This is a genomic window from Pseudomonas boreofloridensis (assembly GCF_030580795.1).
GTDB classification, from domain to species: Bacteria; Pseudomonadota; Gammaproteobacteria; order Pseudomonadales; family Pseudomonadaceae; genus Aquipseudomonas; species Aquipseudomonas boreofloridensis.
On the sequence record NZ_JAUQOQ010000008.1, the window covers coordinates 16,298 to 29,748 of the forward strand.

9 protein-coding genes and 1 pseudogene are annotated in these 13,451 nt (G+C 65.1%); 7 read left to right on the forward strand and 3 right to left on the reverse strand.

Annotated features, from left to right (window positions below; all coding sequences use genetic code 11):
* Positions 1-76 precede the first annotated feature (76 nt).
* The 7 genes from pip to Q6A47_RS11785 all read left to right on the forward strand — a co-directional run bounded on the left by pip (position 77) and on the right by Q6A47_RS11785 (position 8,916).
* The gene (pip, locus tag Q6A47_RS11755; protein ID WP_116887406.1) at positions 77-1,048 is read left to right on the forward strand and encodes a prolyl aminopeptidase; all 972 of its coding nucleotides are present in this window, start codon (positions 77-79) and stop codon (positions 1,046-1,048) included.
* Positions 1,045-1,482: a D-aminoacyl-tRNA deacylase gene (gene dtd, locus Q6A47_RS11760; RefSeq protein WP_116887407.1), complete on the forward strand. Its 438-nt coding sequence runs from the start codon at positions 1,045-1,047 to the stop codon at positions 1,480-1,482. The genes pip and dtd overlap by 4 nt, the downstream gene beginning before the upstream one ends.
* A 311-nt stretch (positions 1,483-1,793) precedes the next feature.
* Entirely contained in the window at positions 1,794-3,539 is a 1,746-nt protein-coding gene (locus Q6A47_RS11765; protein ID WP_275898075.1) for a glucan biosynthesis protein G, read from the forward strand.
* Positions 3,532-6,099, forward strand: a complete 2,568-nt coding sequence (mdoH, locus tag Q6A47_RS11770; protein WP_304484405.1) for a glucans biosynthesis glucosyltransferase MdoH — start codon at positions 3,532-3,534, stop codon at positions 6,097-6,099. Before Q6A47_RS11765 ends, mdoH begins: the two co-directional genes overlap by 8 nt.
* A 204-nt stretch (positions 6,100-6,303) precedes the next feature.
* Positions 6,304-7,101 carry a transporter substrate-binding domain-containing protein gene (locus Q6A47_RS11775; RefSeq protein ID WP_029612516.1) on the forward strand — a complete coding sequence of 266 codons (798 nt, stop codon included), beginning with the start codon at positions 6,304-6,306 and terminating at the stop codon, positions 7,099-7,101.
* A gap of 125 nt (positions 7,102-7,226) precedes the next feature.
* Positions 7,227-8,189 (forward strand): amino acid ABC transporter permease, encoded by a 963-nt coding sequence (locus tag Q6A47_RS11780; protein WP_039582714.1) that lies wholly within the window; start codon positions 7,227-7,229, stop codon positions 8,187-8,189.
* On the forward strand, positions 8,182-8,916 hold the full coding sequence (locus Q6A47_RS11785; RefSeq protein ID WP_039582716.1) for an amino acid ABC transporter ATP-binding protein: 735 nt from the start codon (positions 8,182-8,184) through the stop codon (positions 8,914-8,916). Before Q6A47_RS11780 ends, Q6A47_RS11785 begins: the two co-directional genes overlap by 8 nt.
* 423 nt (positions 8,917-9,339) lie before the next feature.
* On the opposite strand, the gene Q6A47_RS23190 is transcribed toward Q6A47_RS11785, so the two are convergent.
* The 3 genes and pseudogenes from Q6A47_RS23190 to Q6A47_RS23000 form a co-directional block, all read right to left on the reverse strand.
* The gene (locus tag Q6A47_RS23190) at positions 9,340-11,283 is read right to left on the reverse strand and encodes a methyl-accepting chemotaxis protein (RefSeq protein WP_304484406.1); all 1,944 of its coding nucleotides are present in this window, start codon (positions 11,281-11,283) and stop codon (positions 9,340-9,342) included.
* Between the two features lie 152 nt (positions 11,284-11,435).
* On the reverse strand, positions 11,436-12,308 hold the full coding sequence (locus Q6A47_RS22995) for a methyl-accepting chemotaxis protein (protein WP_369811488.1): 873 nt from the start codon (positions 12,306-12,308) through the stop codon (positions 11,436-11,438).
* A pseudogene (locus Q6A47_RS23000) lies at positions 12,291-13,352 on the reverse strand (methyl-accepting chemotaxis protein); the annotation flags it as partial. The pseudogene Q6A47_RS23000 and the gene Q6A47_RS22995, both read right to left, overlap by 18 nt.
* Between the last annotated feature and the right edge of the window lie 99 nt (positions 13,353-13,451).

Sequence of the window (13,451 nt, forward strand, 5' to 3'; positions counted from 1 at the left end):
ATGGAGACAGGCATGCTCTTGGCGCGATTCAGGTTTATGATGGCCTTCGGCCGACTAATCCCACACGGAGTGCGCAATGCAGACCCTCTACCCGCAGATCAAACCCTACGCCCGGCACGATCTGGCCGTGGAAGCGCCGCATGTGTTGTATGTCGACGAAAGCGGCTCGCCCGAAGGGCTGCCGGTGGTGTTCATCCACGGTGGGCCGGGTGCCGGTTGCGATGCCCAGAGCCGTTGCTACTTCGATCCCAACCTGTACCGCATCATCACCTTCGACCAGCGCGGTTGCGGGCGCTCCACGCCCCACGCCAGCCTGGAGAACAACACCACCTGGCATCTGGTCGAAGACCTGGAGCGTATCCGCGAGCACCTGGGCATCGACAAGTGGGTGCTGTTCGGCGGCTCCTGGGGTTCCACGCTGGCGCTGGCCTACGCCCAGACCCACCCCGAGCGCGTCCATGGTTTGATCCTGCGGGGCATCTTCCTGTGCCGCCCGCAGGAGATCGAGTGGTTCTACCAGGCCGGCGCCAGCCGCCTGTTCCCCGACTACTGGCAGGATTACATTGCGCCGATTCCGCAGGACGAGCGTGGTGACCTGGTCAAGGCGTTCCACAAACGCCTCACCGGACATGACCAGATCGCCCAGATGCAGGCGGCCAAGGCCTGGTCCACCTGGGAAGGACGCACCGCCACGCTGCGGCCCAACCCGTTGGTGGTCGATCGCTTCTCCGAGCCGCAGCGTGCCTTGTCGATCGCCCGCATCGAATGCCACTACTTCATGAACAATGCCTTCCTCGAACCGGATCAGCTGATTCGCGACATGCCGAAGATCGCCCACCTGCCGGCGGTCATCGTGCATGGCCGCTACGACGTGATCTGTCCGCTGGACAACGCCTGGGAACTGCATCAGGCCTGGCCGAACAGCGAGCTGAAGGTGATTCGCGACGCCGGCCACGCCGCCTCCGAGCCAGGCATCACCGACGCCTTGGTGCGCGCCGCCGACCAAATGGCCCGGCGCCTGCTGGACCTGCCGTTGGAAGAAGCATGAAAGGTTTGCTGCAGCGCGTGCGCAGTGCGCGGGTGGAAGTCGAGGGGCAGGTGGTGGGCGCGGTGGACCAGGGCCTGCTGGTGCTGGTGGCGGTCGAGCCTGAAGACACCCGCGAGCACGCCGACAAGCTCTTGCACAAACTGCTGAATTACCGGGTATTCAGCGACCCACAGGGCAAGATGAACCTGTCGCTCAAGGACATCGGTGGCGGCCTGCTGCTGGTGTCGCAGTTCACCCTGGCGGCAGACACCCGCAGCGGCCTGCGGCCGGGCTTTTCCACCGCCGCGCCCCCTGCGCTCGGTGCCGAACTCTTCGACTACCTTGTGCAACAAGCCCGAGGCCAGCATTCGGTGGTGGAAACCGGCCAATTCGGGGCTGACATGCAAGTGCACCTGGTCAATGATGGCCCCGTGACTTTTATGTTACAAATTTGAAGCACTGGCGCGTGTAGGATCAGGCTTGCAGCCAAGGTGCGGCGTTGCCTGTCACGGACAGGCACGCGGCTACAGATTTTGCAGATTTGGCTGATAAATAGTTTGTTAAGCATGATGCGTTGTCACGCAGCCTGCTGGATAATCGCGCGCTGCGTGAGCCTGCGTTCGCAGGTTCGTTTCACCCTGACTCGAGCATTGTCTGGATCCGCCTAGGGAATCATTGCCCGGTTGCGGGGTCCGAACAGTGCTCGCCAACCCGGCATTGGTCGCTGGCCGTTGGTTTCATGATCTGTTTACGGCGAGGGTTGCTCGTGATTGTAAGTCCCTGTAATGCACCAAGAATCCCCGGCAATCGGCTGCGCAAGGCCGTGTTGGCAGGCGCAGCGCTGGTTGGCCTGATGAGCGCTGGCCAGTTGTGGGCATTCAATCTTGACGATGTTGCAGCCAAGGCGAAGGATCTGGCCGGCCAGAAGTTCGAAGCACCCAAGAGCAATCTGCCGCCGGTGTTCCGCGACATGAAGTACGCCGACTACCAGAAGATCCGCTTCATCCAGTCCAAGGCCGAGTGGGCCAACGACAAGACCCCCTTCAAGCTGTCCTTCTATCATCAGGGCATGCACTTCGACACGCCGGTGACCATCAACGAGATCACCGCCAACAAGGTCGAAGAGATCAAGTACGACCCGAGCCGCTTCGAGTTCGGTGACGTGCCCCACGATGCCGACGCCACCAAGAACCTGGGCTATGCCGGGTTCCGCGTGCTCTACCCGATCAACAAGGCCGACAAGCAGGACGAGATCATGACCCTGCTTGGCGCCAGCTACTTCCGCGTGGTCGGCCGTGGCCACGCCTATGGCCTGTCGGCCCGTGGCCTGGCCATCGACACCGCGCTGCCGTCGGGCGAAGAATTCCCGCGCTTCCGTGAGTTCTGGATCGAGAAGCCCAAGCCCAACGACAAGCACCTGGTGATCTACGCCCTGCTGGACTCGCCGCGCTCCACCGGCGCCTACAAGATGATCCTGCGTCCGGGCGACGACACCATCGTCGACGTCAAGTCCAAGGTGTTCCTGCGCGACCACGTCAGCCGCCTGGGCATCGCGCCGCTGACCAGCATGTTCCTGTTCGGCCCGAACCAGCCGTCGAAGGTGCAGAACTACCGTCCGGCGCTGCATGACTCCGAAGGCCTGTCGATCCACGCCGGCAACGGCGAGTGGCTGTGGCGTCCGCTGAACAACCCGAAACACCTGGCGGTGAGCAACTTCAGCGTCGAGAACCCGCGTGGTTTCGGCCTCATGCAGCGTCAGCGCGCCTTCAGCGACTTCGAAGACCTGGACGACAACTACCAGAAGCGTCCGAGCGCCTGGATCGAGCCCAAGGGCGACTGGGGCAAGGGCACCGTCGACCTGGTCGAGATTCCGACCGCCGACGAGACCAACGACAACATCGTTGCCTTCTGGAGCCCGGAAACCCTGCCGGAGCCCGGCAAGCCTTTCGAGTACAACTACCGTCTGCACTGGACCATCGACGAGGCCAAGTACCAGCCTCAGGACCTGGGCTGGGTCAAGCAGACCCTGCGTTCGACCGGTGACGTCAAGCAGGCCAACCTGATCCGTCAACCTGACGGCAGCATTGCCTTCCTGGTCGACTTCAATGGCCCGGCCCTGGCCGCACTGCCTGAAGACACCGCTGTGCGCAGCCAGGTCAGCGTTGGCGACAACGCCGACCTGGTCGAGAACAACCTGCGCTACAACCCGGAGACCAAGGGCTGGCGTTTGACCCTGCGTCTGAAGGTGAAGGATCCGAAGAAGTCCACCGAAATGCGCGCTGCGCTGCTGCGTGACGTGCCGGTCGAGGCACCGAAGGCCGAGAAAGCCGCCGAGACCAAGCAGGACAAGGCCGCTGCCAAGCATGCCAAGGCTCAGCACGGCAAGGTCGAGAAGGCCGAGAAGCCGGCCGAGCAGCCAGCCGCCGATGCGGCGTCCACCCCCGAGGCCCCGGCCACCACCGAGAAGGTGCTGACCGAGACCTGGAGCTACCAGTTGCCTGCCGATGAGTAATCCCAACGCAAGGCTGGAATCGCTTGGCGAGTATCTGGCCCACCTCCCCCTGAGCGACGAGCAGCGCGCCGAACTGGCCAGTTGCGCCTCGTTCAGCGAGCTGCACCAACGCCTGTCGGCCCAGCCGGATGCCCGCGAGGCCGCGCAGGCCTCGGTGGGCTCGCGCCTGACCGTCGGCAGCGCCGCCGAGCTCGAAGAGGCCGAGATGCTCGGCGTCGATGCGGGCGGGCGTCTGAGCCTGAAGATCGCACCGCCCATCAAGCGTACCCGCGTGCTGCCCGAACCCTGGCGCACCAACGTGCTGGTGCGCATCTGGCGTCGCCTGACCGGCCGCAGCAATGCCCCGCAGCCGCCCAAGCGCGAGCTGCCGCCGGCTCGCTGGCGTTGGGTCGGCTCGATGCGCCGCTACATCCTGCTGCTGCTGATGATCGGCCAGACCTTGGTCGCCGGCTGGTACATGAAAGGCATCCTGCCGTACCAGGGCTGGTCGTTCGTCGACTTCAACGAGGTGGTCAACCAACCGCTGTGGGACACCGTGGTGCAGGTCTGGCCGTATGCCCTGCAGACCTCCATCCTGATCCTGTTCGGCATCCTCTTCTGCTGGGTGTCGGCTGGGTTCTGGACCGCGCTGATGGGCTTCCTGGAACTGCTCACCGGTCGCGACAAGTACAAGATTTCCGGCAGCAGTGCCGGCAACGAACCGATTGCCGCCGAGGCGCGTACCGCGATCGTCATGCCGATCTGCAACGAGGACGTGCCACGGGTGTTCGCCGGCTTGCGCGCGACCTTCGAGTCGGTGGCCGCCACCGGCAACCTGGACCGCTTCGACTTCTTCGTGCTCAGCGACACCAACGACACCGACATCGCCGTGGCCGAGCAGCAGGCGTGGCTGGAAGTGTGCCGCGAAGCCAAGGGCTTCGGGCGCATCTTCTACCGCCGCCGTCGCCGTCGGGTGAAGCGCAAGAGCGGTAACCTCGACGACTTCTGCCGTCGCTGGGGTGGCGAATACAAGTACATGGTGGTGCTCGACGCCGACAGCGTGATGAGCGGTGAATGCCTGAGCAGCCTGGTGCGCCTGATGGAGGCCAACCCGGACGCCGGCATCATCCAGACCGGGCCGCGCGCCTCGGGCATGGACACCCTCTATGCCCGCATGCAGCAGTTCGCCACCCGTGTCTACGGTCCGCTGTTCACTGCGGGCCTGCACTTCTGGCAGTTGGGCGAGTCGCACTACTGGGGCCACAACGCGATCATCCGCATGAAGCCGTTCATCGAGCACTGCGCCCTGGCGCCGTTGCCGGGCAAGGGCGCGTTCGCCGGTGCGATCCTCTCCCACGACTTCGTCGAAGCCGCGCTGATGCGCCGTGCCGGCTGGGGCGTGTGGATCGCCTACGACCTGCCGGGCAGCTATGAAGAGCTGCCGCCGAACCTGCTCGACGAGCTCAAGCGCGACCGCCGCTGGTGCCACGGCAACCTGATGAACTTCCGCCTGTTCCTGGTCAAGGGCATGCACCCGGTGCACCGCGCGGTGTTCCTCACCGGGGTGATGTCGTACCTGTCGGCGCCGTTGTGGTTCCTGTTCCTGGTGCTGTCCACGGCGCTGCTGGCCACCAACACGCTGATGGAGCCGCAGTACTTCATCGAGCCGTTCCAGCTCTATCCGCTGTGGCCGCAGTGGCACCCGGAGAAGGCCATCGCGCTGTTCTCCACCACCATCGTGCTGCTGTTCCTGCCCAAGCTGCTCAGCGTCATCCTGATCTGGGCCAAGGGCGCCACCGAATTCGGCGGACGCATCAAGGTCACCCTGTCGATGCTGCTGGAGATGCTGTTCTCCATGCTGCTGGCGCCGGTGCGGATGATCTTCCACACCCGCTTCGTGCTGGCCGCGTTCCTGGGCTGGGCCGCGACCTGGAACTCGCCGCAGCGTGACGACGACTCCACGCCGTGGAGCGAGGCGGTGCGTCGGCATGGCCCGCAAACCCTGCTGGGCATCGCCTGGGCCGGGCTGGTGGCGTGGCTGAACCCGAGCTTCCTGTGGTGGCTGGCGCCGATCGTCGGTTCGCTGGTGCTGTCGATCCCGGTGTCGGTGATTTCCAGCCGCGTGCGCCTGGGCCTGGCAGCCAAGGACGAGCAGCTGTTCCTGATTCCCGAGGAATACGCCACGCCGCCGGAGCTGCTGTCGACCGACCAGTACACCCACGAGAACCGCTGGCATGCCCTGCGCGACGGTTTCGTCCGGGCGGTGGTGGACCCGCGTCAGAACGCCCTGGCCTGCGCCATGGGCACTGCTCGCCACGGTCAGGCCGAGGCCATCGAGACGCTGCGCGCCGAGCGCATCGCCAAGGCGCTGGAAGCCGGTCCCAAGGGCATCGACCTCAACACCCGCCTGGCGCTGCTGAGCGACCCGGTGGCGCTGTCGCGGTTGCACGAACGGGTCTGGGCCGAACAGCACGAGGCCTGGATCAAGGCCTGGCGCGGCTCGATCGCCAACGATCCGCATGCGCCGTTGTTGCCGTTGCAGCCTGAGGGCGAGGGGCAGCCGACGCTGGTGGGCGCCTGATCGGTCTTCTCGCGGGTGAATCGCTACGGCGGTTCACCCGCGCTGCTTTCAAGCTCCAGCGCTAATTTGGCCAATAAAGTCCCTTTCCGGCCCTAGGTCCCAGGCTGTGCATGCGTTAGCATCCGTCCCGACATAACGCCGCGGCCGGCACGGCCGTGCACACAACAAGATTCTGCGAACTTCCTGCTAGGGGACTTGGTGATGATGAAGAAATACCTGTCGCGCATGCTGCTGGGCGTCACGGCACTGGTGGCGGTGTCCGCCGCCCAGGCCGGCGCCATCGACGATGCGGTCAAGCGCGGCACCCTGCGTGTGGGCATGGACCCGACCTACATGCCGTTCGAAATGACCAACAAGCGTGGCGAGATCATCGGCTTCGAGGTGGACATCCTCAAGGCCATGGCCAAGTCCATGGGCGTGAAGCTGGAGACCGTGTCCACGGCCTATGACGGCATCATCCCGGCGCTGCTCACCGACAAGTTCGACATGATCGGCAGCGGCATGACCCTGACCCAGGAACGCAACCTGCGCCTGAACTTCAGCGAGCCCTTCATCGTGGTCGGCCAGACCCTGCTGATCCGCAAGGAACTGCAAGGCGAGATCAAGTCGTACAAGGACCTGAACGACGAGAAGTACCGCCTGACCTCCAAGCTCGGCACCACCGGCGAGATGGTGGCCAAGAAGCTGATCAGCAAGGCCAAGTACCACGGTTACGACAACGAGCAGGAAGCGGTGATGGACGTGGTCAACGGCAAGGCCGACGCCTTCGTCTACGACGCGCCCTACAACGTGGTCGCGGTGAACAAGGCCGGCGCCGGCAAGCTGGTGTACCTGGAAGAGCCCTTCACCTACGAGCCGCTGGCGTTCGGCCTGAAGAAGGGCGACTACGACAGCATCAACTTCATCAACAATTTCCTGCACCAGATCAAGCACGACGGCACCTACGATCGTATCCACGACAAGTGGTTCAAGAAGACCGACTGGCTCAAGGAAATGGAATAAACCCAGACGCGCGCGGCAAGCGACACGCGGCCCGCTACGAGAACGCGCGACACCTGATGACGGTGCGCGTCTGCTCGTAGCGGACCGCGTGTGGCTTGCCGCGCGGCGCTGTGCGGAGTACCCCCGTGATCAAACACAACAAACCCCAGTGGCCCTGGCACGCGCTCACCGCGCTGGTGCTGGTGGGGCTGGCGTGCAGCCTGTACCTGGCCACGTCGATGATTTCCTATGAGTGGCGCTGGAACCGCGTCCCTCAATACTTCGCCTTCCAGGCCGAAGACGTGCAACGTGCGGCCAGCTACGGCAGCGTCGAAGAGATCGTGGTCTCCGGCGATCAGGCGCGCGTGACCCTCAAGGGCGAGGACGGCGACACGCAGGTGCTGGACGTGGCCAAGGACAGCCTGCAACTGAGCCGTGGCGATGACGTCTCCGAGGGCGATGCAGTCGGCGTGACCCGCCACTGGACGGCCGGACCGCTGGCCTGGGGGTTGTGGACCACCTTGTGGATTTCCGTGCTGTCCGGCGCCTTCGGTCTGCTGATCGGCCTGTTCGCCGGGCTGTGCCGGTTGTCGAACAACCCGACCCTGCGCGACCTGTCCACGGTGTACGTCGAACTGGTGCGCGGCACGCCGCTGCTGGTGCAGATCTTCATCTTCTACTTCTTCATCGGCACCGTGCTCAACCTGTCCCGGGAGTTTGCCGGGGTGGCGGCGCTGGCGCTGTTCACCGGCGCCTACGTGGCCGAAATCGTGCGCGCGGGCGTGCAGTCGATCGCCAAGGGGCAGAACGAGGCGGCGCGCTCGCTGGGCCTCAATGCCGGGCAGTCGATGCGCCACGTGATCCTGCCCCAGGCCTTCAAGCGTGTGCTGCCGCCGCTGGCCGGTCAGTTCATCAGCCTGGTCAAGGACACCTCGCTGGTGTCGGTGATCGCCATCACCGAGCTGACCAAGAGCGGTCGCGAGGCTATTACCACGTCCTTCTCGACTTTCGAAATCTGGTTCTGCGTGGCGGGCCTGTACCTGCTGATCAACCTGCCGCTGTCGCACATCGCCAGCCGGCTCGAGCGGAGGCTTGCGCAAAGTGATTGAAGTTCGTGACCTGCTGAAAGTCTTCGACACCCGGGGACAGGTGGTGCGTGCGGTGGACCAGGTGAGCACGCAGGTGGCCAAGGGCGAAGTGGTGGTGGTGCTGGGCCCGTCGGGCTCGGGCAAGTCGACGTTCCTGCGCTGCCTGAACGGCCTGGAGCATTTCGACCAGGGCCATGTGGCCATTGACGGCTTGCGCCTGGAAGACCCCAAGACCGACATCAACGCCTACCGCCGCGAAGTGGGCATGGTGTTCCAGCACTTCAACCTGTTCCCGCACATGACCGTGCTGGAGAACCTGTGCCTGGCACAGAAAGTGGTGCGCAAGCGCAGCAAGGCCGAGCGCGAGGCCAAGGCGCGGGCATTGCTGCTAAAGGTGGGCATCGCTGAGAAAGCCAACGAATACCCCTCGCGCCTCTCCGGTGGCCAGCAGCAGCGGGTGGCCATCGCCCGTGCGCTGGCGATGGACCCCAAGGTCATGCTGTTCGACGAGCCCACCTCGGCGCTGGACCCGGAAATGGTCGGCGAGGTCCTGGACGTGATGAAGACCCTGGCCCAGGAAGGCATGACCATGGTCTGCGTCACCCACGAAATGGGCTTCGCCCGTGAAGTGGCCGACCGCGTGCTGTTCTTCGACCATGGCAAGTTGCTGGAGGATGCGGCACCGGCCGCGTTCTTCGCCGCACCCACCGATCCGCGCGCCCAGGCGTTCCTGCGCCAGGTGCTGTGAGCGGGGATGCCAATTGCGGCGGCAGAGCTGGAAAGCGGGGACCGCTACGCGGTCCAATCGCGACGCAAGGCCGCTCCCACCGAGATTGCGCTTGCGTCACCTCCTGGGGACCGTAGGCGACACCGGGTGATCATGCGTATGTTGTTCATCTGCAGCGCATGATTTCCAGAATCCAGCGCGGCTTTTGTGGGAGCGGCCTTGGGTCGCGATTGGACCGCAAAGCGGTCCCGGCAATGGCAGAGGGGAAGCTGAAAACCTGGGACCGCTACGCGGTCCAATCGCGACGCAAGGCCGCTCCCACGAGATCCCGCAGCCCCCAAGAAGTTGAGCAAGACCGCGGGTCGGTGGTAGGTGAAAGACAGTTGGCTTGCATCGCGATTGGACCGCAGAGCGGTCCCTGTATCAGGTGATCGTTTGGCACGGCTACAAGCTGAAGCGCCCGACCATTCCCCTTAGCTGTTGCCCCAACTGCTCCAGTTCGCCGCTGGAGCTGGCGGTCTGCTCGCTGGCAGTGCTGGTGTGGTCGGACGCCTCGCGTACGCTGATCACGCTGCGGTTGATCTGTTCGGCCACCACGCTCTGCTGTTCGCTGGCGGTGGCGATCTGCTGATTCATGCCCTGGATGTTCGACACCGTGCGGGTGATCTGGCTCAGTGCGTCGCCTGCGCGGCGGCTGAGTTCGACGCTCTGCTCGGTGAGGGTGCGGCTGCTGTCGAGCAACGAGGTCACTTCGTCGGTGCCTTGGTGCAGGCTTTCGATCAGGTGCTCGATTTCCTCGGTGGACTGCTGCGTGCGCTGGGCCAGGCCGCGCACTTCGTCGGCGACCACGGCGAAACCGCGTCCGGCTTCACCGGCGCGCGCCGCTTCGATGGCGGCGTTGAGCGCCAGCAGGTTGGTCTGCTCGGACACCGACTTGATCACATCGAGAATGCTGCCGATGCGCTGGCTTTCCCCGGCCAGGTGCTGCATCGAACTCAGGCAGCGGTCCATCTGCATCGCCAACTGCTCGATGCGGGCGATGGCCTCGCCCACCACCTGGTCGCCCATCTGCGCCTGGTGGTCGGCGTCGGTGGCGGCCAGCGAGGCATGCTCGGCGTTCTGTGCCACCTCCTGTACCGTGGCGCTCATCTGGTTCATCGCCGTGGCCACCTGGTCGGTTTCCTCGCGCTGCTGGGTGATGCGCTCCAGGGTGTCGGCGCTGGCACCGGCCAGTTGCGTGGCCGCCTGTGACAGATGGCCCACGCTCTGGTCGATGCCGCCGATCAACTGGCGCAGGCTCAGGGTCATCTCCTGCATGCTGGTCTGCAACTGGCCCATCTCGTCGCGACGCGCCACGCTGTGCACCAGGCTGAGGTCGCCACGGGCGATGCGCGCGGCCTGGGCCAGGGTCTGGCGCAAGGGCAGGGTGATCTGCCGGGTGATCAGCCAGGCCGCCAGCACGCCCACCAACAATGCCAGCAACGCGACGCTGGTGAGCAGCGAGTGGGCGGCCAGGGCCTCGCGGTCACGCTGCTCGACCTTGTGCTCGGCCAAGGTCACGCTGGTCGCGCGCAGTTGGTTACCGATGCTCTCCATGCTGTTCTGCAGGCGCTCTGCACGGATCGCCACCTGGCGGTACTGCTCCAGGCTGGCCCGGTACTGCGCCAGGGCCAGCTTGGGCCGTCCCATCAGATCGGCCGGCAGGCCCAGGGGCGCCAATGCCGTGAGCATCTGTTCCAAGCTGACCTGCGCGGCGTCCAGCGCCTGGTCGCCGACCTTGGCGAAGTCTTCCACCGGCGAAAAGGTATAGGCCGGGACCAGGCTCTGCTGCTCGGCGCTGTCGACCTGGCGGGTGAGCGTATCCATGACCCCGAGCAGCCCGTTCTGCTGACCGTCGGCCGGCAGCTTGAGCAGGGCCTGGGTCTGCACCTCGTCGATGGCTTCAGCCAGGGTGCGCACCCGGGCCTGCATGGTGCTGCGCAACTCGGCGCGGTTGAGCACCACCCCCAGCAGCTCGCTGAAGTTCTGCCGCAGGCGCTGCAACTGTTGCAGGCTTTCGGTGAGCAATTGGCGTGAGTCTTCGACGCTGCTGCGCTGTTGGAGCAGGGTGAGCATGCCCTGCAACTGTTCGAGAATCTGCTCGATGCGGGCCTTGCTGGCGTCATCGGAAAGCACGCGATAGGTGATGCGCTCAGCGCGCAGGTCCTTGGTCAGGTCGTTGATGCGCACGATCTCGCTGAGCTGCTGCGAGCGGTTGATGGCGCCGTCCAGGGCCCGCCAACCGGTGACCGTGGTGGCGAGGGTGAGTAGCAGGACCACGGCGAAACCGAGGGTGAGCTTGAGCCGGACACTGAGGTTGTCCAGGCGGCGAGTGAAGGGTCCGAACATGGCGAGTCTCCGTCCAATTGAGAGAAAGGCCATGCTGGTAAGTTGCCAGTATGGCTCTTCTGCTCATCGGCACGGACCTCGTGGGACTCGACCTGTAAATGCTGTGGGAAACGTCCTCTACATGAGAGTGAAGATTCCGTGGGTGCGGCGCTTCACAAGCGGAAGCGCGCGACCAGGCTCTGCAAATGGGTGCCCAGGCGTGCCAACTCGACGCTGGAACTGGCGGTTTCTTCGCTGGCCGCCGAGGTCTGGTCGGAAATGTCGCGCACGTTCATCACGCTGCGGTTGATCTCTTCGGCCACCGCGCTCTGCTGCTCGGCGGCCGTGGCGATCTGTTGGTTCATCGACTGGATCGACGACACGGTGCGGGTGATGGTCGCCAGTGAACTGCCCGCGCGACGGGTCAGTTCGACGCTGCTGTCGGTGAGTGCACGGCTGCCGTCCATGACGCTGGACGCCCGCTGGGTGCCGCTCTGCAGCCTGGCGATCAACTCTTCGATTTCTTCGGTGGACTGCTGGGTGCGCTGGGCCAGACTGCGGACCTCGTCGGCGACCACGGCGAACCCGCGACCGGCTTCCCCGGCGCGGGCCGCTTCGATGGCGGCGTTGAGCGCCAGCAAGTTGGTCTGCTGGGCCACGGCCTTGATCACGTCCAGCACGCTGCCGATCTTGTCGCTTTCGCCGCGCAACTGGGTCATGGCCTCGCTGGAGTGCCCCACCTCGGCGGCCAGGCGCTCGATCTGGGCGATGGCCTCGGCGACCACTCGATCGCCCTCGCGGGCTTGCTGGTCAGCCATCAGCGCCGCTTCCGAGGCCTGCTCGGCATTGCGCGCCACGTCCTGCACGGTGGCGGTCATCTCGTTCATGGCGGTGGCCACCTGGTCGGTCTCCACCTTCTGATTGTTGACCCCCGCACTGGTCTGCTCGGTGACCGCCGAGAGCTCCTCGGCGGCGCTGGCGATCTGCGTGACACCGTCACCGATGCCGCCGATCAGCTCGCGCAGGCTCTGGGTCATGCGCTGCATGCTGGCCTGCAACTGGCCGAGTTCGTCGCGGCGCTGCACCGGTGCATCCAGGCTGAGGTCGCCACTGGCCACGCGTTGCGCCGTCGAGAGGGTCTGGCGCAACGGCGCGACGATCTGCCGGGTGATGGCCAGCGCAGCGAGCATGCCCAACAGTAGCGCCAGGGCAGTGGCACCGCCGAGCAAGGTCTTGGCCTGGCGGGCGCCGCTGTCGCGCACCTGGGTTTGCGAGGCGGTCATCTGCTGGCCCAGGTCGTTGATCAGCCGGTCCTGGCTGACCATGCGCTGCAAGGCCTGATTGGCGGCGTCCTGCGCGACCCCGACCTGCTCGACGGCATCACGGTAGGCGGCCATGGCCGTCGCCGCATCGTCGAGGCTGCTGGCGTATTCAGCCGGAACCTGGGTGGGCAGGGCCTTGAGCACCGTCACCGACTGGTCGATGGCCTGCAGGGCGGTTTGCTGGAATTCCGCCTTGCCGCTGTAGGTGTAGCCGCGCACCTGGAAGCGCGCCTGCTGCAGCAGCGTGCTGGCCTGCACGATGGACTGGTACTGATTGATATCGCCGCCTTGCAGCAGACGCTGCTGGACCTGGGCAATGAGTGCGGCGGCTTTGTCGGCGCTGTCGCCGAGCACCCCGCGGGCAGCCTGGCGGCGCTGTTCGGCCTGGGTCAGGTCGGCCAGGGCCTGGCGGTACGCTTCCAGCGCCTTGCGCTGCTGCTCCAGGCGCTGGTGGTCCTCAGGCTGCTCGATTTGTCCGGTCATTTTCTCGACCTGCGCGGCGAGCTGGTCGATGGCCTGCTGCAGTTGGCCTGCCGATGCCTCGTCGCGCTCACGCTCGAAGCGCTGGCGGGCGATACGCAGGTCCTGGGCGTTGGCCAGAATGACCGAGATGTTGCCGAGCTTGTCGCCGCGGCTGGTGATGCTGTCCATGCCTCGCCAGCCGGTGGCAGCGATGGCCAGTGTCAGCAACAGCACCAGACCGAAACCGACCGCAAGCTTGCGGCTGACACTGATGTTTCCCAGTGATTGGGCAACCTTTGCGAACATGACGTCCTCCCCCTGGACACGCGGCGATGCCTGGATTTGTTATGGGCATTGTCTAGCCCATCGGCCAGTGGGGGAGAAACTTGACTCTTTATTTCTGAT

Coding starts and splice junctions, on each gene's coding strand:
- Q6A47_RS22995 (WP_369811488.1), bottom strand. CDS start 12,308: ATGCAGCGCATGACCCAGAGCCTGCGCGAGCTGATCGGCGGCATCGGT.
- mdoH (WP_304484405.1), top strand. CDS start 3,532: ATGAGTAATCCCAACGCAAGGCTGGAATCGCTTGGCGAGTATCTGGCC.
- Q6A47_RS11775 (WP_029612516.1), top strand. CDS start 6,304: ATGAAGAAATACCTGTCGCGCATGCTGCTGGGCGTCACGGCACTGGTG.
- pip (WP_116887406.1), top strand. CDS start 77: ATGCAGACCCTCTACCCGCAGATCAAACCCTACGCCCGGCACGATCTG.
- Q6A47_RS23190 (WP_304484406.1), bottom strand. CDS start 11,283: ATGTTCGGACCCTTCACTCGCCGCCTGGACAACCTCAGTGTCCGGCTC.
- dtd (WP_116887407.1), top strand. CDS start 1,045: ATGAAAGGTTTGCTGCAGCGCGTGCGCAGTGCGCGGGTGGAAGTCGAG.